Origin of the sequence: Pantoea sp. Taur (genome assembly GCF_009830025.1) — a bacterium.
Lineage (GTDB): Bacteria > Pseudomonadota > Gammaproteobacteria > Enterobacterales > Enterobacteriaceae > Pantoea > Pantoea communis.
In genome coordinates this window covers 113866-139064 of sequence record NZ_SZZZ01000001.1, presented here as the reverse complement: position 1 = coordinate 139064, position 25199 = coordinate 113866, and the positions used below count along the sequence as shown (strand labels likewise).

Genomic DNA, 25199 nt, shown 5'->3' with positions numbered 1-25199 from the left:
CTCTTGTCAAAAGTTTGGCGTATAGATTATTTCCCTGCTCAATTTCGTTGAGCAGCCATTAATGACATGTCTTTCAGTTATAAACGGGACTCACCTCAGGCAGTACGTGGATGTTTGTCTTTGTATTTGAAGTGGATCTGTTAATAACGCGATGTCACCGCCTTGATTTCCGAAACAGGATTTGAGGAGAAAGCGATGAATACTGCTAAATCGGAAAGGTCGTACTATCAGCTTTCTGTCGATGAAACCTTGAGCCAGACAGAGAGTTCACTCGAAGGTATCTCGGGTAGTGAAGCAACAGCACGCTTACAACAGTACGGTGAAAATGCCCTGCCACAAAAACCGGGCAAGCCAGCATGGCTGCGCTTCCTCGCCCATTTTAACGATGTGCTGATTTACGTGTTACTCGCTGCCGCGCTGCTGACGGCAGTGATGGGCCATTGGGTCGATACACTGGTCATTCTCGGTGTGGCAGTGGTCAACGCGTTGATTGGTCACATCCAGGAGAGTAATGCGGAAAAATCCCTGCAAAGCATACGCAATATGCTCTCCAGTGAAACGGTGGTGATCCGCGCGGGTAACCATGAAACCCTGCCGACCACCGCGCTGGTGCCAGGTGATGTGGTGGTGATCCGCGCCGGGGATCGTATTCCCGCTGACCTCAGGGTGATCGAAGCCCACAATCTTCGCGTCGAAGAGGCGATACTCACCGGGGAATCTACGGTGGTAGAGAAAACCACCGATGCGCTTGCGGGCGAACTTCCGTTAGGCGACCGCACCAATTTACTGTTTTCGGGAACAACGGTTAGTTCTGGGGGCGGTAAAGGGCTGGTCGTCGCCACGGGCGGAGAGACCGAGCTGGGGCACATCAATCAGATGATGTCCGATATCGAAAAACACCGCACGCCGTTGCTGGTGCAAATGGACAAGTTAGGGAAAGCCATCTTCCTGATTATCCTCGCGATGATGGCGGCACTGTTTGTCTTCAGTCTGCTGTTCCGCGATATGCCGGTCTCTGAACTGATGCTGTCATTGATCAGTCTGGCGGTGGCATCCGTTCCTGAAGGTTTACCCGCCATTATCTCCATCATCCTCTCACTTGGCGTACAGACCATGGCGAAGCAGCAGGCGATCATTCGCAAGCTGCCGACGGTGGAAACGCTGGGTGCGATGACGGTGATCTGCTCGGATAAAACCGGCACGCTGACCATGAATGAGATGACGGTCAAAGCGGTGATCACCGCCGACCATATCTATCGGGTAGACGGTGACAGCTATGAACCGGTTGGTGCCATTCATAAAGCGGATGACGCCGTACCGATTACCGTCACGGGTGGGTCCTTGCTTGAGCAGTATTTACGTACCATCGATCTGTGTAATGACAGCCAGCTGATTAAGGATGAGAGCGGTTTCTGGAAAATCACCGGGGGCCCGACAGAAGGTGCGCTCAAGGTTTTGGCCGCCAAAGGGCAGTTGCCTGTGGTCACCACCGAGTTACGCAGTAAAATTCCGTTTGATTCGCAATACAAATATATGTCGACGTTGTACCGCATTGGTGACGAAGAGCGCGTGCTGATCACCGGCGCGCCGGATGTGCTGTTCCGGCTTTGTCAGCAGCAGCAAACCGAGCACGGCCTGCAACCGCTCGATATCAGCTGGTGGGAAGGCAAGATTGAAGAGTATGCGCGCGAAGGGCTGCGCATGGTGGCGGCAGCCTGGAAACCGGCGTTACCGGGACAAACTGAGCTCACTCATCAGGATCTGCAACAGGGCGTGATACTGCTCGGCATTGCCGGAATGATGGACCCGCCGCGCCCTGAAGCCATCACCGCGATTCGTGACTGCCTGCAAGCCGGCATACGCGTCAAAATGATTACCGGAGACCACCCGCAAACCGCGATGAGCATTGGGCAGATGCTGGGGATTGGCAATGCAGGCTCAGCCATCACCGGGCGTGAACTGGAAATGATGGACGATCACCAGTTGAGTGATGCCGCGCAGGCCTACGACATCTTTGCCCGCACCAGTCCGGAGGATAAATTCCGTTTGGTTCAGGCGTTGCAGAGTAAGCAAGAGGTGGTCGGCATGACCGGGGACGGCGTAAACGATGCGCCCGCCCTGAAGCGCGCCGATGTCGGTATCGCGATGGGTATTAAAGGCACCGAAGTGACCAAGGAAGCCGCCGATATGGTGCTCACGGATGATAACTTCGCCACCATAGCCAGCGCGGTAAGGGAAGGGCGCCGGGTTTATGACAATCTGAAAAAAACCATCCTGTTTATTATGCCCACCAACCTCGCGCAAGGGTTGTTGATCATCATCGCGCTGCTGGCGGGGAATCTCATTCCGCTGACGCCGGTACTGATTCTGTGGATGAACATGGCGACGTCGGCCACGCTGTCGTTTGGTCTGGCATTTGAAGAGGGTGAAAAAAACATCATGCGCCGACCGCCGCGCGATCCCAAACTGCATGTGATGGATGGGTTCGCTATCTGGCGCGTGGTGTTTGTTGGCTCAATGATTGCGATAAGTGCGTTTGTGCTGGAAGCCTGGCTGCAGCCGCGTGGCTATTCCCCTGAGTTTATCCGCACCGTGCTGTTACAGACGCTGGTTACCGCGCAGTGGTTCTATATGCTCAACTGCCGTGTGTCGGACGGCTTCTCACTGAGCAAAGGGCTGCTGATGAACAAAGGGATCTGGATCGTCAGCGCGGTGCTGCTGGTGCTGCAACTGCTGATCATCTACGCGCCATTTATGCAGCTGCTATTCGGTACCACTGGACTGCCATTCCGTTATTGGGTCATTACCTTCATCATCGGTTTCGTGATGTTCCTGATTGTTGAAGTCGAGAAACCACTTACCCGGCGATTCAGAACGGCTTGAGTCTGCTGCCGCCCGTCACGCTGGTGTCAGCGAGGCGGGCGGTGTTTAATACGATACATGTTGATTTCGGGCCAAAAGATGGGATTTAAACGTTGCAGGACATTTGCTGTCATCAAGTCAGAGAGGGAAATGTCGCACGGGTTCGACAATCTTCACCGGTTTCTTTCTCTTTGGTTTGGTCGCCCTGCACAGTGCTGGCATAGCTGCCTTAGATTTTTCTGGCTCGATAGTCTTATTCACCGTGATACAGCACGGGCAGTAATGAACATTCGCATATTGCGCTGCGGCGACGGTTAATGCCTGGCTGTGGTTATACATACTGCCAATAAACGCCCGTGAATCGATACCGGGTAACTGTTCACATCCTGCGGTATGCAACAGCAAGCCCCTGCGGGCGTGATCGCAGACGTAATACTTCGTTGCCTTATACATGGTTTTTTATCCGTTTGCTGTGTGAGTCAATGGACTCATTAAAGTTTATCGTATTCAATATCTTGTAAATTTGAACATCTCACTACGGCCTGAAACTCAGATTGCCCACGATGGCTCGCAAAAGTAAACGGAACGATAATACGTGTACCATTTTTTGCTACGCTTTCGTTGTGGAACAGAAGAGAGCCCAGGGTGATTCTATTTTTCCCAAACATCTCGGTATGGGATTTATTGAGGAGATCTTTCTCTACGGCAATAACCGCATCACGACTGTGAACGGTCACACAGGCTATTTCATCTTTTTGATTTTCTACGTTCCGCGAATATACCTCATAACCCGACGCAGACAAAATAATCCCCAGGGCACTGAGTGCTCCAACCTTAGCGGAAGTCTTCATTTTAAATTCCCTTAAGTGCTTCACAAACAGTCTCTGGTCTAACTAACGGAAAATCAAGACTATTTCTGTTTTATTTGATGAAATGAATTGATGTGTATTGCAGATGCCGCCTGGTCATTATCTGATAATGGTTGGGATAAAATCTGAATATTACGTACCACAAAAAAATCCTGTGAGATTTATTGAAGAGGGACTCGAACAAATAAAACGGGCATTAAAGCCAAAGTACATCAAATATCCTGGTTAATAACTTGTTAATGGTAGAGTTATGGCATTCTCATGACATTTTTTCCTACATTAATGCTGAGGTCAGAAGTATCTGATGATAAAAACTCACAGCCCGCTCATTCAGCAGGGCTATTCACATTAATCAATGAATCACCGCGAAGCTGAAACGCTCGTCGTGCATCTGGTCAGATAAAAAGATCAGTGTGTTAAAACAGCAAATGGTTTAACCTTTAACGACCGTCTGCAGTGGATTTAAAGTAAGCCCAATAAAATCAGTGAGTTGATTGACGTTTTATTGAGCGGCCTTTTGATTGACTGCGACCTGTTCCAGGGGGGGCCCGGTTAGCGGGCTGAGATTCTACCCGCCAGCGTTTTCGCGTTGGCAACGTAGTGACCCTACGAACCTGATCCGGCTAATACCGGCGTAGGGAGCGGAACACAGGGCGACACTGCGTCCTGATCCCATCTTTGTGCTTGTAGCGGACAGACTCTACTCATCAGGCCCTGCCTGAGAAATTTCGCGCAATCGCAACTGGTGGACTCGCCCATGACTGAAGCTGCTTTGATCGACGCTTTGCTCACCTTTCTTCAGCGTCAGGATACAACCGACGACGACTTTAACCGCATGGCGCTTGCCGTCTTCGCGTACCAATTTGAACACAACCTCCCTTATCGCCGCTTCGCCATGCAGCGCGGTCGCACACCGTTTACGGTGAAAAACTGGCGTGCCATCCCGGCAATTCCCATTACCGCGTTTAAGGATCTGACGCTGAGCTGCCATGCCACAGATGACGTCGAAGCGGTGTTTATGACCAGCGGAACCACCGGCACGGTGAAAGGTCGCAGCTATCATCCGACGCTTGATGTCTGGAAATGCTCGATGATGCAGAATTTCAGCCAGCGCTTTATGGCGGGCGAAGAGCGTATTCGCATGGGCATTTTGTTCCCTGATAATCGGGCGCTGCCCAACTCTTCGCTGGCCCATTACCTGACATTAGCGGTGGAAAAATTTGGCACCGCCGAGAGCGAAGTGCTGCTGGATGATAGCGGTATCTCGATGGATCGCCTGTTTGCTGCGTTGGAGCAGGCTGAAGCGCAGGGCGAACCTTATGCGCTTCTGGGCGCGAGCTACAGCTTTGTCCATCTGCTCGACGAACTGCAGCGCCAGGGGCGACATTTTGCATTACCCGCTGGCAGCCGAATTTTGGATACCGGTGGATTTAAGGGGCAATCCCGTGAGATTGAGGCCGAGCAGTTTTACGCCGAGCTGAGTGCGGCGTTGGGCGTACCGCGCACGCACTGCATCAACATGTACGGCATGACCGAACTGAGCAGCCAGTTTTATGACGATGGCAACGTTGCCTGTCCCTCGGTGAAATCCGGCCCGCACTGGATCCGCACCCGCGTGGTCAATCCGCTGACGGGCGAAGAGGTGCCGGAAGGTGAGATGGGCGTGCTGGTGCACCATGATCTTGCCCACTTCAATTCAGTGTCTGCCTTACTGACCGAGGATGCTGGCCGCGCGGTCACTGGCGGCTTCCATCTGCTGGGCCGGGTCACCGGAGCGGATGCGAAGGGCTGTTCGCTGGCGATGGAAGAGTTCCTGGCTGCTGCGCAGGGTGCAGTGTGAAAGAGGTCGCGGGTTATCTACCGGGATGTTTATCACCTGAAGAGGTGCAGTGGCGCACGCTGAGTTTTAGCCATCACGGCCAGCACCTGGATGTCGACGTGCCCGATCTGAATCCGGCACAAATTACTCTTCTCAGCGCACATCTGCGCGATCACGCTCGCGCTTATCTCAAAACGCTGAGCGTGGCGAAGATCGTAGCAATTATTGATGAGGCCATTGCGCGTTTGCTGGATCGAAACCATCCACTGCGCCGCAAGGCCGAAATGCTGCTGCCGATTGTCACCGGTTATGACGCTGAGATGATTCGCCTTGGGCTTACCGGATACCTCAAAACTTTTCGACAGCCGCAGCTCAAGCGCTTTTTAGCCGAGGACTTTAACGATCCGCAGCTGCTGGATGATTTTCAGCCGCGACCTAATGGCGGCTTCGCGCGGGCATTTGGCCCGGATCTGCTCATGCATATCTGGGCAGGAAATGTGCCAGGTCTACCGATGTGGAGCATGATTTGCGGATTGCTGGTGAAAGCAGGCAGCGTGGGCAAACTGCCCGGGGCCGAACCGCTGATAGCGGGCTGGTTTGCGCAACTGCTGGCCGAGATCGATCCCCAACTTGGCGAGTGCCTGGCGGTGGTGTGGTGGAAAGGTGGCGAAGCCGATGCAGAAAAATACTGGTTAACACAGCCTGACGTAGTGATGGCTTACGGTGGCAACGCCGCGCTGGACGCTATCAAACAACAACTGCCGGTCACCACGCGTTTTCTGCCGCACGGCCACAAAATCAGTGTGGGGCTGGTGGCGCGTTCGGCGCTGGACGCAAGGCAGGGCGTCGATCTGGCACAGCGCGCGGCCTATGACGTCATGCGTTATGACCAGGCGGGATGCTACTCTCCGCAAATGCTGTTTGTCGAACGCGGCGGACGCATCTCGCCGCAGGAATTCGCGGAGTATATCGCCCATGAACTGCGTGCGCTGGCGCGCAAATATCCACGTCGCGCGCTCTCTTCAGCAGAAGTCAACAGCGTGGCGGCCTGGCGCAGCCGTGAAGAGATTCGCGCTTTGCAGGACGATCGCACCCTTTTCGGCGAGCCAACGGACAGCTGGTCGGTGGTGGTAGTTGATGGCCCCGAAGCTCTGATGCCGTCGGCACTCGGGCGCACGCTTAAAGTGGTGGCCGTTGATGAGATTGATGATGCGATTGCATTGATTTCGCAGCAGAAAATTTATCTGCAAACGGCGGCGGTGGCGGCCACTCCGCGAGAGCTGTTTGGTCTCGCTGCGCGGCTAGGGCAAGCCGGTATCACTCGTATTACTGCCTTTGGCAGCATGACATCGCCTGCCGCCGGATGGCATCACGATGGCCGCTTCAGCCTGCTGGATCTGGTCACTTTTACGGAAATAGAGGCATCTGCTGAAACTGCCGCTGAGCGCTTCGCGCCCTATGCGGATTGAATCCACGTTTTTACAGGAGGTAAGAGATGAAATTTGCTGATCAAACGATTCTGGTGACGGGGGCGAGCCGGGGTATTGGTGCAGCTATCGCGCAGGCTTTCGCCGCTGAGGGCGCGCTGGTGGTGGTGAACTACCTGCGCAGTGAAGCCGCCGCAATGGAAGTGGTAAAAAGCTGTGAAGCACTGGGCGGTTCGGCCATCGCCATTCGCGCTGACGTCACCTCAGCAGAGCAGGTGGCGGCGATGATGGAGCAGATCGCTAACACCACGGGTCGTCTGGATGCGGTGGTGAACAATGCTTTCGCACCCTATGTTTTCGATACCGATAATCGACAGCGCTTTTGGGAAACGTCGTGGCAGGGCTACAAAAGCCAGTTTGACGGTGCCGTCGGCGCGGCCTATAACGTCTGCCAGGCTGCGTTGCCGCTGATGCGCTCACGCACACGCGGTAGCATTATCAATCTTTCCAGCGATCTGGTGGCGCGTCCGTCTGTTCCTTACCACGATTACGTCACGGCGAAATCCGCATTAATAGGCTTTAGCCGTTCACTCGCCGCTGAACTGGGGCCGCTAGGGATTCGAGTGAACTGCGTTGCGCCGGGTCTGGTCTATCCCACGGATGCCAGCAGTGCGACGCGAGAAGACGTGCGCGATTTTATCACCGCACAAACGCCGCTGCGCCGAATTGCCGAGCCAGTGGATGTCGCCGGTCCGGTGATGTTTTTAGCCTCAGAATGGAGCGAGTTTGTCACCGGGCAAACGCTGTATGTGGATGGGGGGTTGGTGATGGGGTGACGGGGGCCAAACGTTGATATTGTTGGAAGCACGTTGGGTTAGCGTTAGTCTGGTGACTGATTTATCAATTTGCTAACGCCGTTTAACGTAAACAGGGAGGTTTAATGAATACCGCAACTATCCGCGCCGTCATCGGTGGAACGCTATTAATGGCGTCGAGCTTAGTATCGGCGTCTGCCGCACAGCCTTTGCCTCCAGAACATCCGAACTCACAGCGAATCTCTGTGGAGACGCAAGGAACGGGAACGGATGTCATATTGATTCCAGGGCTGGCGTCTTCACGCGACGTTTGGGCCGATTTATCTGCAAAATTACGCAAGAACCATCGCATTCATCTTATCGAGCTTGCAGGCTTCGCGAATACGGCTGCCATTGCCAACCCGGACGGGAAAATCATGGCTCCGGCAGTTGATGCCATCGCAGCATACATTCACGTTCAGCACATCAAATCCCCAGTGATCATTGGCCATTCCCTTGGGGGAGAAATGGCATTGATGCTGGCTGCTCGTCATCCTGACCTGGTGGGGCGCGTGATGGTCGTTGATGCGTTGCCGTTCTATTCATTAATGTTCAATCCAGCGGCGACCAGCGAAACGGTCGCCCCGCAGGCCACTGCGACGCGAAATTTAATTTTGGGGCAGTCGCCGGAGCAATTCACGGAGTTTCAGAAAGCATCCATCGCCCGTTTAGCGAAGACCGAGGCGGTGAGGCCAGCACTGGTGGCGGCAGGAATCCATTCCGACCGTAAAACCATTGCCGATGCCGTGTATGAAGTGATGATCACCGATTTACGTCCCGAACTTGGCCGCATCAGAGCGCCGATAGAGGTCGTATACGCGTATGACACGCTATTCGGCGTACCAGCAGCCAGCGTGGATGCGATGTACCGTCGAGCCTATGCTTCTTCACCCGATATCCACTTCACACGGATCGATGACAGTTTTCACTTTGTCATGCTTGATCAGCCTGAGCGGTTTTCCGACGCGGTTGAGTCGTTTTTGAATGGCGATGAAAGCCAGATGAAGTCGCAAACTGAATGAGATTTGGGGTGGGACGGCTGGAATAGGCCGTTGCTTCGGTTCAACAGAGTGTATGGCGCAGATATTGCGCGGGATGCATGTCTGATGTGAAAGAGATGTGGGGATGAGATGGCAAGGGCTGCTTTGAGCGAAAAGCGGAACTGTGCAAGGTATCAGTGACAAGGCAGCATCTTGTTCAAACATGACCAGCTCTGTGAATCAGTTAAGTGCTAAACTATAAAAGATCACTTCATTCATTCTTTTACGTGTAATTAATTTGAAATGGAATTAATTAGGGCTGTTAATGATGCAAGTTAAGGCTATTAGTAACATTACTATATCTGCATTTATGTTTGCGTTGGCGGGGATGCTTGTCAAATATATTTCTTACAAAATGGATGTTTTATCATTGGTCTTTTGGCGCAATGTTTTCAGTTTTATTATTGTGTCTTTTATAGGTCTGGTGTCAGGGAAGCTAAGCTTTAAATCGGAAAGGAAAGGTCTCCATGCACTTCGTTCATTTTTTACCTTTTGCGCACTCATTACCTACTTCTATGCTGTTAAAAATACTGAGTTGAGCACTGCAGTATTGCTTCAGCAAACATCACCAATATTTGTTCCGGTTATTGCATTGCTGGTGCTGAGGAGATTGTCAGACCGCTATGTTTGGATAGGAACTATCATCGGATTTATTGGTGTGGCGATGACCAGTGGCGTCGCCACTCATAGCATCAATGGTGGCGACTTATCAGGCATACTTTCGGGTGTAATGGGCGCCGCCGCAACGATTACCATATGGATGATGTCAGATACAGAAACCCCTTATAGTCAAATGTTCTTCTTTTCTCTCTATACCTTAATATATTCGCTCGTATTTGTACCATGGGTATGGGAATCATTTAGTCTTTCACTACTCCCATTGCTAATTATGCTTGGGATAGTTACCACTCTCGCACAATATTTTCTTTCTGCTGCATGTTCGTATGCGTCAACTGATAAAATTGTGTCCTGGACCTACCTATCAGTAATATTTTCTGCTTTATTTGGGTACGTTGGATGGGGCGAGAAATTATCTTTCAGCATGTTGTCTGGGATGGCATTGATCATCATTGGAGCGAAAATAACCTTAAGAAGAAACTAGTGAAAACATCTTTATGAATGTAAAAACACGCGTTTTTTGGGCCTATCTAGCTTTTTTGACGTCTGGTTTTGGCACACAGCGGACATTAATTGCATCCCTCAGAAACCGCCTTGTGCTCCCCCGGCACACCAGGTTGTCAGCCCGACTGCGCTAACCGGCAGGCCGGTTAGCTCCACCAAGCCAGAAACGGAGTTTCGGGCTTGGTGGTATAGGAATGAAAGTCCTGCGGAAATTTCATGATCAATACCTAATTCTTTAAGGGCGCTCCGCCGCTTTTAACCAGTCACTGACTCCTTCGACACCCATGGAAAGTAGCACGTCTTGCAATGTGACAACTCGTTGCAGCATTGAGCCACAATCAGACTCCTCACGCTCTTCTGCTTCTGCGAATAAACGCGTCATCAATTGAGTGAGATTGCCGTTATGATCAAACATGTATTGCCTCTTGCTGGAGGAGTAGGTTAAATAAATCTCCGCAACAGACAGGGCATACACCGCATCATGTTGTGAAATCGCATTTAACCACTCATTAAAACTAAAGAGGTGATGGCGGTTTCTATCATCAGGGGTTTCGTTCTCAAAAACTGCAAAGCAGCGAACAACTAATTCAATCGGTATGAAAACTAAACCTTTCTTACTATTGAATAGTGTTCCCAACTGGCGTGCAACTTCTATGGCATGAATCCCGACCTGATTCAAACCCGCGTCAAGTCCTCTCAGGCATTTTTGCCGATGCTGATGAAAATTATCCATATTCGCCCAGACGTTAGCTGCACCTTGCCAGGCCTCTCTGGAATTCAGTTCATTCAGATCGGTAATGAATACATCGAAGCTGATATATCCAGTCATTACACACAGTGCCGAAATGCGTCCCCAGGTTACATGATCTTCATCATTTCCCTCTCGATAAAGCCGCAGGAGTAAAGGTTTGACAACGTCAAAATGGCTATGGTAGGCATAATAAAGGCATCTTTCGGCAATATTCCACAGTCTGTGGCTGTCTTTCATGGCGTTATGGAATAAATCCCACCCTAAATGAAAGGATTTGCTTTGAACATAGGGCAAACGTCGTAACATCAACGCACGAATAGCGGGATGCTCCGTGAGAGCAAAACGGTGCAGTGCAGGAACCAGTAAATCGGGAAGCTTTTGGTCTTCCTCAAGAAAATTATCAGTCAGGATCATTAGCGCTTCAGCCACATTCCCCTTAACCATATTAATACCTGAATTGATCAAATCCCGGAGATCATTTTCGAAGGGATCATACCGGTCAAACCCAGTGAAACTCACAGCCAGAAAAATCAGCCGTTCTGCTGTGTTTAAGTCCTTTATTACATGGGCACAGGCTTCAAGAGCTTTAGCTGAGGTACGAGTGTTGCGCCACTGCGCGGGGTGTCTCTCCAGTTCTTCTATGACCTGAGTTGCAAGAACAGTTGCATCAGGTTCTTCCAGTGGCGTCCATGTCTCGTTAGTTCTCAAATTGCCATAGCGTTGGGCCAGGTACGTTGTGACACCGTTCATGATGTTTTCACGAAATGTCGGCGGTATGACTTGCCAGAAATCAGACAGAAGGTTTACAAATCGTGAAGGCTGCCGGGAGGACGCTGATTGCAATTGGTTGCCGACTGCGCCCTCTCCTCCAATAAGAAAATCATCCCAATCCCGTTGCGTATGGCCATCATAATGATGCAGGACGTGCAGTACTCCTTTGTTACTAAGACTCAGGAAAACCTCATACGAAAATGGTGGTGCAATCCAGCCACCTCTTGAATAAATATAAGGCTGGCGGATCAATGTTCCATGGGTTCTTTCATAGTTATCGAGTACCGTCTGCAACTCGTCGTTACGAAGATGACAGGGTACAGGCACGATAAATTCTGCGAGTCCCTTTAATTCCCAGGGATCAGACTCATCTAAAGCACCTCTGCTCCGGAGGGTCATAATGCTCGTCATCACGGCATCCTGCACTTCTACAGCGAGCAGATGGAACGCAGAACGTATTAATTCCCCCAACTCATAAGGGATTTCAAACTTCAGCATGTCACGGTCACATAGAATGCGGCCTATCAAATCAATATTGGTTTTAGAAGATGCCGTGCAGGCAAGTATGCCGAAATAGAGCAATGAACCCTCAGAGTTAAAACACAGCCGCTCACGGTTTTTCTGCCACCAATCAGAATGGACAGTAGCATGATGGGATATAGCCGCTTCGAGAGCATCAAAGAGAACGAATGACGCGTCAACATGGCCTACATCCCGTTTGCTATGCGTAGCGTCATAGGACGTTTCGCCCAGAAACCCGTGCCGATAACCTGAGCGGAGATTATCACGGTTTGTTGCCCTAATCCTGCTCCAGTCCTCAACTGACCCGATGGCTAAATCAAGCAGCTCGCAGGAATGTACCATGCGTTGACGAAAAAAATTGTCGTTTCGATGTCCAAACTCGTGAGACTGACAACGCAACTTACTATTGAACCGATAACCCTGTACATCTTCATCGCTGACGTCATCTGTTATATAATGCCAGAGCAAAGCGTCTTCTGCGACACCTGCCTCCACACACCCTGCAATCACTCTGCCCAGTGCAAAGTGCTCAGACCGCGGTAATGTGAGCAACCTTTTGAGTAATGGGGTGACGATGCCCATATTTTCTGACTTAATGCGGGACAGATGCAGAGATAAGTGATCCGCAATTTTATTGCCATCAAACCAATCCAGCGCAAGCATATCCAGCCAGAACGACACCACACCGGGAGTGTCTTCATTGCACCAATGAGCGATCCGATGAACATGGATCTCTAACCCGTCTGTGTCATGGTTAATTTTAATGAAGGGCACCAGGAATTTTATCCAAAACCGATGCCATTCGATCGAACCACCTCTGGCATATATTGCCTGAAATACATCGCGGTAGTTTTCGCGTAAATCGCGTATAAATGACCAGTCTTCATCCTGTGGGTCATACTCAGCAAATGATTCTGCCACCAGACGTCTGATATGAAATGCTGCCTTTCCCTCCAATACTGTTCTAAGTTGCTTTCTGAATTCACGTCGATCTCCCTGAGCCAACTGAGAAATAAAACTTCGAATGCTCGGGCGTACAAATGGAACGGGCGGTAAATCGGTGATAAATGCATTCAATGTGACGCCATTACGTATCGCATGGCTGATAACAAGCACATCCAGCAGGGTCTGGTGACCAAACATCAGCTTGCCATCCTGAGTTTCCTGCAACACGTTGAGGCTACAGAGTTTCCGCCGAATATTATGAGCAGCATTAAAACGCTGATGAGGTATTACAAGGCTTCTGCTTTGCAGCATTTCCGAAGCAATGGCCTCAACCGCGCGGACAGCACCGTCTCCTAACTCACCATCGGCAAGCACAACTGCATCAAGATAACGTTGCGCCAGTGCCTGACTGGTCACAGCATTGAAACTGCCTCCCCGCATGGCTAACTCGACAAATAAGGCTAACTCCCGGGGATTACTTATCAGTTCGCGGGTGACACCATCTATATCTGTCGATGTTATAGAAAGCTTAGCGAGCAAGGGAGCGACCTCCGTGTCCCATTCCATTCGCGGACATTGAAATTCACAATCCCAATGCCGCTCAGCAATGCGCCTGTCGTAATGTCTGTCAAAGTCGCGACATGCAGTAACAACAGTGAGATTAGGAATTAAAAGCAGCCGGTCAATCTGCGCAAGAAAATACTGCAGTACACGATGTTCCCGGGCGATAGACAACACATCTAAAGAATCAATAATAATTACGACGTGAGTGCTTTCTGCGAGTCTCGCCGCTTCCTCAACCCATTGCAGCGATAATCCCTGAGCCTGGCGCTCTTCCGGGGTGGTCACATCGGCGAATTCGCGTGACTGAATAAAAAGAGGTTGAATGCCAGAATCCGTTGTTGCTCTCTCTTCTAAGATCTCTTGCAACTCAAGCATCACACAGGTTTTACCTGAGCCAGGAAGACCTGTCAGCAGAATGGCCCTTTTTCTCGCATCTACAGCGATAAGCAGTTTATCAATGACTGGGTTAACAATTCGCTGTCCGGCAATATGTCTGCGCCATGCCCGGCCAATCGAAGACGTACCTGAAAACGAGCGACGTATTGCTGCGAGTTCCATTGGCGGAACCAGGAATGAACCGGCCTGTTGGACAATCGTCCGCAGGTCATTTTTGGTTAAGCGGTGTTGCGCAGAGGTAGACGGGCCGAAATCCTCCATGCGCGCTCCAAGTTTATCCAGGCTCACCCAGAGTGCATTAAACGCAGCATCCGGATTGCTCACGATGAACTGTAAACGCTCCCGCAACTGGTGCTCCATTTGGTCAAGATCGCTGGTGGTAATGAAATTGGTTCTGGACAGAAATTCAAATGTTGAAAGTTCAGGCGCAATTTTTACCAACTGGTTTGATAAGGTTTCATTAACGCGGTGCTGTGCAATGCCCAAACTCTGTTCATAACGTTTAGCATCTGACTGAGAGGAGCGGTGTTCTTTGAGTTTGGCGAGATCACCAAAATTGCTGCGCGAATAAAAACGGACATTCGCTCGTGGATTGCTGGACAGCAGCAGGAAGGCTTTATCCAGTTCGGCACCAAGATCAGTTAGCGTCCAAGCTTTGAAATCGGGGTGATTTTTTTTGCACTGACAGGCGATGAGGTGGCCATCCGTTTTGCCAATGACGACATCATCAACCGAGTAGTTTATCGAGTCGACCTCAATCCATAGGAAATCTGGATTGGATAACACCATTAATGCCCACTCAAAGGCCACTAATGTCTGGTATCCATCACCACGATTTGAACGTATCCCAGCAACACTCATAAATTAGTCCCTGTCAGAGGGCATGGTTAACTTTTATCAATATGCCACATCGACCTGCATTTTGAATGGGTCAGGGCCCTGATGTAACCATGCCTGAACGCGAAATACGCTTACTTTAACAACCATTAATGGTTTGTCATATTTTTGGCGATTTTCAAACAAAGCATTTATGTTCTGCTCACTCCAAATCATATGGGTTAAAACCCATTTAAATACATACCTGACCTGCTCCTCATTGTTCAACACAGGCTGATGTTAGCGGCTTCCGCTTTTGGCACACAGCTGCCATTAGTATCCCTCCCTCCGAAGCCACTTTAAGCTCCACGATAGACAGGTTCGTCAGTCCGATTACATTAACCGCAAAGTGGCTGGCTTCGCCGAACCGTCATGCGCTTCGATTTAGGCCTGACTGCTTGAGCCTTATGGCAAACCAGAGACATGCTCAGGCAGTTAAAACTGCATTATTCAATTTTTCTTGAAGTCGGATTCAAGGAATCAGAGCCTAATATCACCGCACCGCACCGCACCGCACCGCACCGCACCGCACCGCACCGCAATGAGGGTTGCTACATTGTGTATGGCAATTTCCGACTATTTGCTCTAAAGATCTTCAGAGGGGGCTGCCGTCTCTCATTGCGAAATAGAGCAAGCGAAGCGGAAACACGTGGGTAGCGCGATTGCCTGATACCAGTTCCGACTAAATTACCCATCAACTTTCCAAAACTGATGCCGATAACAGTTTCAGCATTTAATGCCAACCCGGCGGGCAGCTGCTGATCGGTCACGATAGTGCAGTGATGCGTGTTTGTGCCGAATTACATAGGCTTCTCACTTAAGCGGTTAATGTGCAAACAGTATGCGGCAGGGCGCGAGAAAGGTACTCGCGTAATGCATTGCAAAACGCGTGATTTAGGGATAAACCATTTGATAACTACAAATGAGCGGAAAGGATCTTCCTTTAATGAGCTCATGCACGACAGATATTAAAATCCTCCAGCAGTTGCAGCAGGATGCGCGCATCACTAATCAACACTTTGCCGATGAAATTGGCCTCTCCTCATCGCCGACCTTGCGCAAAGTCCGCAAGCTAAAAGAGGACGATGTGTTCCAAGGTTATCGCGCTGTGATTAATCGAAAAAAGATTGGCCTTAATGTAATGGTATTTGTGCGTGTCATCATTGATAGCCACAGTGAAGCCGAAGCCCCCAAATTCGATCCAGAAGTGATGGCGCTAGATAATGTGGTTTCCTGCTACAGCATCGGCGGCGATGCGGATTTCAACAGATATTGATGTGTATGCGGATTTCACGATGTCGGTAATGCGTCGATTGCCGGGGGTTAAAGAGATGCAGGGTATGTTTGTGTTGAAGGAGATAAAGGGATTGGTAGCTTGGCCTCTGTTAGAAAAGCAGAGCATGTGAACTTTATTTAAATTTTAGAGGACTGAATAATGGACTACTTCTTTTCTGAAACATTAGTTATCGAAAAATATAAAGGTATACACTTGTTGCAAGATCATATAGGAACAAATTATAAAGTTCCTTGGGATGATTTTGGTTTCATAATAAAATTTCAAGTTTATTTTGTTGGCGAGAACGGGAAGAAGAAGATCGGAGACGCAAAGTTTTTATCAAAGGAAGAACCCGATGCATCAAAATTTTTTAAAAGTAAAGGAATAGCAATTTCAAATAAGATTTATGATATAAAAGAATCATTAGATGCTAAGAAAATAGTATCTTTAGGGCTAAGTATAAATTATTACAAGGTTCTGGGGAGTTTATTTGATGATTTTAAGAAATACTCAGTGTTAAGGAAATTGTGTGACATTGGATGTTATTCAGATGACCAAAAAGAATTTTCGAACTGGGAAGGATATTCCGAGGGGTTGATGCGTGGAAGTTCGGCAGAAGCTCTGATGCGCAAAGGATATCAAGTAGCACTTGGGAGATATGAAGCAGAGAAAAAATTTAGCTTAAAAATTAATAGTCTTGAGAGTAGTTTTGAACCAATTGACTTTAATTTTGATGTAAACAGAAAAGTAGGCAAGTCTAACATATCTCTCTTGATCGGAAAGAATGGTGTAGGTAAATCACATATATTAAAAAAACTCAGCGAGATAGTTACTGGCATTGATAATAATAAGGTTGAAATGCCATATTTTCACAAGCTGATTGTTATGTCTTACTCACCGTTTGAAACTTTCTACACTAAAGATGAGATACTTGACGAGCTCTCAATTAAATATGGGAGTGATGATGATGATATAAATAAAAAAAGTGCAGGTCGTAGAAGGCTTCATGTTAATGAATACTCATATATTGGTTTTAGGAACAATGAGGGCGATTTTGACCCAAAGCACCCTAAATTTTTCAGTGCAGAATCGATTGTTAAAATTGCCAAATATGATATGGATAACAGTTGGTGGATTGATAAAAAAAGGTTAAACATTCTCATTGATACTTTATCTCTAGGGATCAAATTTGACAAAATTTGCATTTATGATGAGTTTGGAGACGAGATAGAAATTAATGAACAGATAACTGCTAAAATAATTAAGTCAAAGTTTGATTTTAAGAAGGGTGTTGTTTTTAAGAAAAATGGAAAGGAAGTATCACTAAGTTCGGGGCAGAGAATATACGCTTATATGCTTCCTGCAATTGTTGCTGAAATTGAAGAGGAAAGCCTGTTAGTTTTGGATGAACCAGAACTTTATCTCCACCCCGAGCTAGAGGTGGGACTGATAGAAATGTTGCAAAATTTACTCAATAATACAAAGTCCTTTGCAATTATTGCAACACATTCCTCAATAATAACTAGAGAAGTTGAAAAAAACTCAGTCGTTATTTTGCGAAAAGATGATGGTCACACAAGAGCGTATAAGCCAACAATTGAAACTTATGGTGAGTCAATCGACCTAATAATTTCTGAGGTTTTCGATGATGAAATGATAAAAAAACCATATCAAATAGAAATAGATAACATCTTGAAGAATGGTGATGTGACTGCATCTTCTATAGCATCGTTTGTTGGTGACGATGCTCTTACATTTGCCATAAAGGGGTTAGAAAATGATTTTTTTGAAGTAGAGGATGAATAGATGAGCAATTTAAATGAGTTTATTACAGATTTGCCTTGCTCATGGTTAGAAGATGCAGTTTCGTGTCGAAAAGAAAATGTAGGGGATTTGATTTTAATTAAGGAGGATATTTCAAGGGAATATGATGAATATGAGGAAATTATATTATCATTGCGGAATCCAGTTCTACCAAGCGGATTGGTAGACAGCAAGGATTTATTAATTTCATATTATGAGTCGCCACCTGCTGAACTTAATCGATCGTTTTTAAAAAGAAGAAATGATCATGGTCTGCTTAAATGTCCATTCTGCGGGAACCCGAAATCACCGGATACGTTGGACCATTTTATTCCTAAAGATAGTTGGCCTGAATACTCTATATTTCCTAATAACTTAGTGCCGCAATGTCGTTCCTGCGCCCCGATTAAAGGAGATAAATATTATTGCCTAGATAATGGGAAACCGTTATTTATGCATCCATTTTACTTTGAATTGATCGGTAGAACTAAGTTTAAAATCCATGTTACGTTTAATCAAGGCGATCGGTTCCCCAGTTTTGCAGTGAAACTTCTTAAACCTCGTGATGTAACTGACGATGAAATGTCTAGACTAAACCTTCACTTATTTAATTTAAATGTAAAGAATAGAATAGGGAAGTTCTGCCTTGACGAATATAAAAGATGGAAGAATAAGTTGAAGCTTAGAAATTTTGACTTAATCACGGCACTCAATATCCGGCTTTCTGAAATTCCACCTGAAAATCATGCTAAAGAATGGAAGAGCGCTTTTATTTTGGGTTTATTAGCTTGCAACGATGCTATAGAAAACTTGAATTCATTCAAACTTCAAGCTAATCCAGAATATGCTCCCGAGGACGAAGAGGAAACCGACCTTCTTTGATTTACTCTAAATAAGACAATTGGCAACTTAATTATTTTATGCAAAACATTAAATAGTTGTATTAAGTTGCCAGTTGGTTTTAGGCTCAATTAAATTCAAATTAGGTCCAATTTTTGATTGTCCAGTCCTAGCCAAATTCCTAAATCCCATCTCCCGCCTCACAATTCTTTAACTCAAACTAGACGTTTCCCGCGCAATACGTAGATACTCATTACACCAGATGCCAAACATTAAATTTCTGAAACAAATTATATCAGCAACTTAACTTCCGGCGCAGCGGCTCGCCGTTGCGCGCGTTGTCTTTCTCTGTTGAGGAATACGTTGTGTTCAAATTAAATCCGGTGTTACTGAGCCTTGTGGCGGCGCAAGGTTTGATGTTCCCTATCTCACTGTCGTGGGCGGCGGAGTTAAAGACTTATACGCCTGAAATGAATGACAATAAAGTTGGGGCTTATTGCTTATGCAATGGCTCGACGCAAACGCTCAGCGGTTTACCGCAATTCGCGCCGGGAGAAAACGGGGCGACCACGGTGACGTTTGGCGAATTGCAAAGTATTGGTCGAATAATCAATGACAACCTGATTGGCGAACAGCGATTACAAATTGGCCAGCAGAATCTCACTATTCAAATACCGAATTTCGAAGACTGGACATATACAACGTACGACGTATATAACACCGCCGATTTAGTGGATTTACCGAGTGTCGGCCTCGATGCCGTAGTGCCAGATTATTATGATGTAAACGACAAACAATATATTAATGCGCGCATCGGTTCCGTCAGCAACGGCACGTTAAATATCGATATTGGTGAACATGGTGCGGCGGCTAATTCCTCTACTAATAGCTGGTCGATGGCGGCGAAACAAAGCCAACTATTTACCGCTACCAATAAAGGACATATCAACTGGAACGCGAATAATCGCATCACTTTTACCGCGGCTAGGCCCCCTGGCGATGATCAGTTGGTGTACACTGCCGAAAGCGTGGTGGATTATGCCGGAGCCATCAGCGTTTCAACCCTGGATGGTGGTACTACCCGTTTCAACATCAAAAATATCAACGATCTGCGCAACTACAATAACTGGCTGATCGAGCAGGTCAGCGTGTCCAACCTCAGTACCGACCGCTATAACGCCGAATTCCACAATGCCTTCAGCCTGCGTGAAGGACAGTTGGTGTATCGCATGGGCGTTAACAACGTTGACGATGAAGTGACGCAACAGATTTATGATCAGGTGGTGTTGAGCGCCGATGGCCCGGATGCCAGCGTCAAAATCAATCGTGGCAAAACTCTGGAAGTGTTGGACAGCCACAGCGCAGTGATGCGTGCCAGCAATGGCGCGAAAGCGTTGATTAATGGCAAGCTCGCCAGTACTGGCACAGGTTTAGAGTTAATAAATAACGCGCGTGGCCGTAACAACGGTGTGATCAATGCCGGGTTCCTCAACAACGCCAACGGCAAAGGCGTGGATATCAGCACTATCGGCAGTGGGGAAAGCGGCGTGCTCGTCAGCGACGGCAGCCGCTTTAGCAATTATGGTGTAATCAACTTCCAACCCGGCGATGACCCCGGCCAGGCGATTTCGATTTACGATGCGCGCGCGACTAATCACGGCAACATTAATATCGGTGTCACTGAAACTGTAGGCAGTTGGGGGTCCGATGGCGTGAGTGTCACCGGCGATTTTACGAATGCCAAAAACGGCACGATTTACATCGGGCGCACGCCGCAAAATCGCAAAACAGATATATCCAGCGATGTGGCGGTAAATCTCAGTGGCGGCGTCACTGGCATCAGTGCGTTTTTCGGTTCCAGCGTGGTTAACAATGGCCGTATCGTGATCGGCTCGCTGGTGCAAAATGCCGTTGGCATGTTGGCTCAATACGGTTCAAGTGCCATCGCGCGCAATAACGGTGTCATCGATGTGAACGGCACGGTTGAAGGGCAACCGCGCGAGAACGTCGGCATGCTGGTGGTGGATGCCGGCAGCGGTGGCGACGTCGGCAATGGCAAAGCGGGCACCATCAATCTCAACGGTTACAACAGCACCGGCCTCAAAGTCATCGCCCACGAGGGCGAAAGCGCAAAAGCGTATTCTCACGGTGCCATCAATATCCTTAGCGATGCTGGCAAATATGGCACAACCGATCACAACACTGCCGTTTGGGTCATCGGCGAAGAGGGTGGCAATGCCGTCGCCAACGTTAGCGGACCGATTCAGCTTGGCGGCAACGATGCGATTGGTATTCGCGCCGAAGGCAACGCCACGGTGAACGTCAGTGCCAACGCGATTCCGGTTGCCGGGCCGCGCGTTATCTTTGGCCTGGAGCGGCAAATCAGTTTTTACACCAAAGGCGAAAACGCAAAAATTAACCTGCCGAAAAATGGCAGCTTCTCGACATCGGTGGTCGACGGCACGATTTTCCGCGTCGAGGATGGCGCGGATTTTGACGGCCGCGGTTTAACGCTTTCCACGAACGAAAGGGGTACTACGGGCGTATATGGCGGCGGCGTAGGAACCCAGGTAAATACTAACGGCGCAACGCTAAATATTGGCAACGGGGGCAATGGGGGCCTCGGTGGCACCGGGATAAAAATTGCGCATGGTGCGCAAGGGACGATTGATGCTGCGACACGCTTTAACCTTGATGGTTCTAGCGTGTTGGCGGCGGAAGTCGATGGTTTACCTACACATTGCAAGGCGCGGCCATTGATTTCGAGCATGGATTCAATACCGACACGCTTCTCACCAACCATGCTGAGATAAACGGCAGCGGCAGATTCCAAACCGGCTTAATCGCCAGCAATCTCGCTCAGCTTACCAATACCGGCGACATCACTTTTACCGGCGAGGACAGCACCGGCATTTACGCGCAAGACGGTGGGAAGGTGACCAACAGCGGCACCATCAACATGACGCTGCGCGGGCAAGCATTGTATGCCTATGGTTTGCAGCGTCGCTTAGATAGCGCCCCGCTGACCGAAATTTCCAACAGCGGCACCATCAACATCTTCAACCGTGACAGTTTTGAGTTGAACACCACCATCAGCCTGGTCGCCAGCAACTATCTGGCGCGCATCTACCAAAACGGCACCATCAATTTGTATGGCGAAGAAGCGATGGGCGCCAGCGCATTTTTAGGCGGTCGTATCACATTTGGCCCGGACAGCCGCATCACCTTCAACGACCCGAATCAAACTGGCTATCGCGCCGCTGATGAGGGCACACAATTCATCAGCAACGGCAACAATGTGGATGTCAGCAGCGCCAATTCGACGCTGTATGACATCAGCAATGGCGCGCGGCTTTATACACAGAATCCCGGCAACGTGACGCTCAGCGGTGAAAATAGCCGAGGCATTGTGCTGAGTGGTGAAGGCACGCAAGTGTCCAGCACCGACAATTATGTCGCGAGCGGCAAGAGTGCCAGTGTTATGAATGCCAGTAACCGCGCCGAGGGCGTGATCAGCAGCGGCATTACGCTGAGCGGCGAAAATACCACTGCCGCGATTGCCAGCGGCGATGAAACGGAAATCTACGCGGCCTCAACCATCAGCGGCAACGGCGCGAATGCGACGGCGTTTGACGTCAGCGGCGGCGCACGCTTGTTTAACCAGTATCAGGGCGTAGTGGATCTCAGCGGATCGAACAGCACCGGCGCGCGCGTGCATGACGGCGGCAACTTCATTAATCGCGGCAGCATGCACATTGCGTCAGGCATCGGCATCGATGTCAGCAGCGGTTACGGCCAATACGTGCCGGTCGATAGCGCATTACGCGTCGATAATGGCATTGCGGCGGTGCGCGTCGGCAGGGGCGCATGGATGAAAATCTACGGCGATGGCCAGGGCTACAGCGTGATGCAGGCCAACGGCAGCGCCGACGGCTTGTTGCTGGATGTCGGCGCGGAGGGGTTCGAAGCCGATAACATCACTATCGGCGCGTACGGCAGCGGCAGCGCCATCAACAACCGCGCCGAAACAGCGAATATCAATTTGGATAACGTGCGTTTAGAGGTAGCAAACGGTAACGGTATTCGCTCGGCGACCTCATTCAATTCAGCTGGCAGTGTGCAAATTAATGTTAGCGGTTCGGGCACCGGTTATCGCTTTGAAAACGCCAATGGCTCAACCACCAGCAACGATCTGGTGATCGGGCCGGATTATTCGATTGTGGTGACAGGAACCGGCAATGGCGTGATCGCCAACACCCGCGGCAACGTGATTTCTCAGGGCTTGATTGATATTCAGGCGGCGAACGGCGGTTCGGCGATTGTCACCCAAACCGCCAGCCAGGTAATTAACCAGGGCACCATCAGTTCGCAAAGTCGCGTTGCGCCGCTGATCGACCTGCGCGGCGGGCAAACGGTGTTTATCAATGAAGGCACCATCAACGCGCCGTTCCCTGATCAGGTTGTCGTGGCGGGCGGCGCGACCGATGACGTCATTGCACTGTTGGATGGTGTGGTGGTCGGCGATGTCAACACCGGCAACGGACGCGATGAACTGATTGTCACCGGCGGCTCCATCAAAGGCAGTTTGACGATGGGCAGCGGTGCGGGTAATCAGGCCACGGTGCAGAAGGTGAGTCTGGCTGATACGCGCCACATCACCACGGGAAATGGCGCGGGCAACACGCTTAATCTCAGCCAACTCACGGCGCGCGGCGGTTCGTTCGTCAGCGATGATGCGGCAAAAGGCACCAATCTGGGTTCAGGCTGGAGCACGCTGAACTTCCACAACACCCAATGGACGTTAACCGATAACATCAAACTGGCGCACAGCACGATTAACGTCGATAGCGGGTCAACGCTGTTCGCGGGTGACAACGTCAATCCGCTGTTGCAGGGCAGAACCCGCGATTCACTGGTGGTAAATAACGCGGGCACCCTGGATCTCACCAACGGCGGCAACACGGCGGCGAATACGCTGACGATTGACGGCGAACTGGCGTCGGCGGGCGGCAGCGTCAGTCTGAACGCCACAGCAGCCAGCAGCGATGTGGTGCTGGTGAATGGCGCGGCATCGGGCGTGACGCAGGTTGACGTAAAACTCGCGGGCGAGCCGCTGTTTGACAGCAACGGCGATGGCGTGATCGCTGCGAACGAAGGTGTGTCACTGGCGCAGGTTTCCGGCAGCGCGAATGCCAACAGCTTTGTGCTAAAAAGCGGCTATGTCGCATCCGGGCCGTGGCAATACAGTTTGTACAGCTTCGCACCGGGCAGCAATGACGCAGCCCTCAGCGCGGTAGGCGGCAGCGCGTGGGATTATCGACTGGCGAACACCTTCGTGTGCGAAGACGGCATTCTGTGCCAGCCGTCAGCAGGCAGCGCACCAAGCGGCGCACGTCTGGCGGTCACGCCGCAGGTGCCGTCCTACCTCTCTGCGCCGCTTGGCCTCGCTTATTATTCGCTGGCAATCACCGACGATCTGCATAAACGCCTCGGTGAACTGCGCCAGCAGCAGGCAAACCCGGATGCGGTTGGCGGCGAGATGTTCATCCGCTATATCGGCTCCAACCTGAAATACCAGACCAGTCAAAGCGTCAGTCATTACGGCTACGACTTCGATCTCGACTACAGCGCGGTGCAACTCGGCGGCAATGTGATTCGCGTGGACGGCGAGGACAGCAGCCTGCGCGGCGGCGTGGCCTATACGCGCGGCAACACGCGTATTCGCCCGCACGCAGCAGATGGCTACAGCTCGACCAGCTTCGACAGCGACACGCTTTCTCTGTACGGCACATGGCTGCGTGACAGCGGTTTTTACGTGGACGGCTCACTGAGCTGGGGCTGGCATCGCGGCGCGACTGACATTGCACGGCAGAAAGATGTCGCCAAACCAAAAGGCAACGGCTGGACGGCTTCGATTGAAACCGGTTATCCGCTGGAACTGGGCGGCGGCGTGCGCATCGAACCGCAGGCGCAGGTCACCTGGCTGCAAATGAAGATGGACAGCTTCACCGACCGCGATAACACCCGTGTTTCCTACGACGATTACAGCCAGACGATTGGCCGCGTCGGCGCGCGCGTGGATAAAACCTGGCAGGACGGCAGCGCGAATCAGTACACGCCGTATCTGCGCGTGAATTATATGCAGGGTTGGGGCGGCACCGCGAAAGCGAAAATCGGCGCGGCGAATGCTGGCGATGGTGAAACCTTCGATAGCGGCAAGTTCGGCAAAATGTGGGATATCGGCGTGGGCGGCACCGCCACGGTGAACAAGGATGTGGCGCTCTACGCCGAAGCGGATTACCGCAAAGAGATCGACGGCAACGGCGCGAAAGGCTGGCGTTACAACGCTGGCGTGCGCTGGTCATTTTAATTGAACCGGTCGCGGTTATGGCGACCGAAAATATTTCAGGTTTAAAAACCCGCGCGTTAAAAATAGAACTTTTAGGGGAGTCGCCGTGGTTT

General features: G+C 50.1%; 13 protein-coding genes, 1 pseudogene and 1 riboswitch. Of the genes and pseudogenes, 11 read left to right on the top strand and 3 right to left on the bottom strand.

The window, feature by feature from the left end:
• Nucleotides 1-195 precede the first annotated feature (195 nt).
• Nucleotides 196-2883 (top strand): cation-transporting P-type ATPase, encoded by a 2688-nt coding sequence (locus FD744_RS00610; protein ID WP_160866891.1) that lies wholly within the window; start codon nucleotides 196-198, stop codon nucleotides 2881-2883.
• Nucleotides 2884-3000: 117 nt separating this feature from the next.
• Here FD744_RS00610 and FD744_RS00605 read toward each other — a convergent pair whose 3' ends face one another.
• A complete protein-coding gene (locus FD744_RS00605) occupies nucleotides 3001-3315 on the bottom strand; it encodes a hypothetical protein (protein ID WP_160866890.1) in 315 nt (104 codons plus the stop codon).
• A gap of 38 nt (nucleotides 3316-3353) precedes the next feature.
• Complete coding sequence (locus FD744_RS00600; RefSeq protein ID WP_160866889.1) at nucleotides 3354-3713, bottom strand: hypothetical protein; 360 nt, start codon at nucleotides 3711-3713, stop codon at nucleotides 3354-3356.
• Nucleotides 3714-4261: 548 nt separating this feature from the next.
• Nucleotides 4262-4390, top strand: a riboswitch (TPP riboswitch).
• A 98-nt stretch (nucleotides 4391-4488) separates the two neighbouring features.
• Between FD744_RS00600 and FD744_RS00595 the strand changes: the two genes are divergently transcribed.
• From FD744_RS00595 to FD744_RS00575, 5 genes are all read left to right on the top strand, one after another.
• Nucleotides 4489-5571: a long-chain fatty acid--CoA ligase gene (locus tag FD744_RS00595; RefSeq protein ID WP_160866888.1), complete on the top strand. Its 1083-nt coding sequence runs from the start codon at nucleotides 4489-4491 to the stop codon at nucleotides 5569-5571.
• Entirely contained in the window at nucleotides 5568-7019 is a 1452-nt protein-coding gene (locus FD744_RS00590; RefSeq protein WP_160866887.1) for an acyl-CoA reductase, read from the top strand. The genes FD744_RS00595 and FD744_RS00590 overlap by 4 nt, the downstream gene beginning before the upstream one ends.
• Nucleotides 7020-7045: 26 nt before the next feature.
• Complete coding sequence (locus FD744_RS00585) at nucleotides 7046-7813, top strand: 3-oxoacyl-ACP reductase (protein WP_160866886.1); 768 nt, start codon at nucleotides 7046-7048, stop codon at nucleotides 7811-7813.
• Between the two features lie 104 nt (nucleotides 7814-7917).
• On the top strand, nucleotides 7918-8853 hold the full coding sequence (locus FD744_RS00580; protein ID WP_160866885.1) for an alpha/beta fold hydrolase: 936 nt from the start codon (nucleotides 7918-7920) through the stop codon (nucleotides 8851-8853).
• A gap of 283 nt (nucleotides 8854-9136) precedes the next feature.
• Complete coding sequence (locus FD744_RS00575; RefSeq protein ID WP_160866884.1) at nucleotides 9137-9973, top strand: DMT family transporter; 837 nt, start codon at nucleotides 9137-9139, stop codon at nucleotides 9971-9973.
• Between the two features lie 255 nt (nucleotides 9974-10228).
• On the opposite strand, the gene FD744_RS00570 is transcribed toward FD744_RS00575, so the two are convergent.
• Nucleotides 10229-14803: an ATP-binding protein gene (locus tag FD744_RS00570; protein ID WP_160866883.1), complete on the bottom strand. Its 4575-nt coding sequence runs from the start codon at nucleotides 14801-14803 to the stop codon at nucleotides 10229-10231.
• 961 nt (nucleotides 14804-15764) lie between these two features.
• Between FD744_RS00570 and FD744_RS00560 the strand changes: the two are divergent.
• The 5 genes and pseudogenes from FD744_RS00560 (at nucleotide 15765) to FD744_RS25480 (ending at nucleotide 25107) form a co-directional block, all read left to right on the top strand.
• Nucleotides 15765-16224, top strand: a pseudogene (locus FD744_RS00560) (Lrp/AsnC family transcriptional regulator).
• A 29-nt stretch (nucleotides 16225-16253) separates the two neighbouring features.
• A complete protein-coding gene (locus FD744_RS00555) occupies nucleotides 16254-17900 on the top strand; it encodes an AAA family ATPase (protein WP_160866882.1) in 1647 nt (548 codons plus the stop codon).
• Nucleotides 17901-18779 (top strand): HNH endonuclease, encoded by an 879-nt coding sequence (locus tag FD744_RS00550; RefSeq protein ID WP_160866881.1) that lies wholly within the window; start codon nucleotides 17901-17903, stop codon nucleotides 18777-18779.
• A 323-nt stretch (nucleotides 18780-19102) separates the two neighbouring features.
• On the top strand, nucleotides 19103-21550 hold the full coding sequence (locus FD744_RS25485; protein ID WP_237449304.1) for a hypothetical protein: 2448 nt from the start codon (nucleotides 19103-19105) through the stop codon (nucleotides 21548-21550).
• Nucleotides 21478-25107 carry an autotransporter outer membrane beta-barrel domain-containing protein gene (locus FD744_RS25480; RefSeq protein WP_237449303.1) on the top strand — a complete coding sequence of 1210 codons (3630 nt, stop codon included), beginning with the start codon at nucleotides 21478-21480 and terminating at the stop codon, nucleotides 25105-25107. Before FD744_RS25485 ends, FD744_RS25480 begins: the two co-directional genes overlap by 73 nt.
• Nucleotides 25108-25199: the final 92 nt, after the last annotated feature.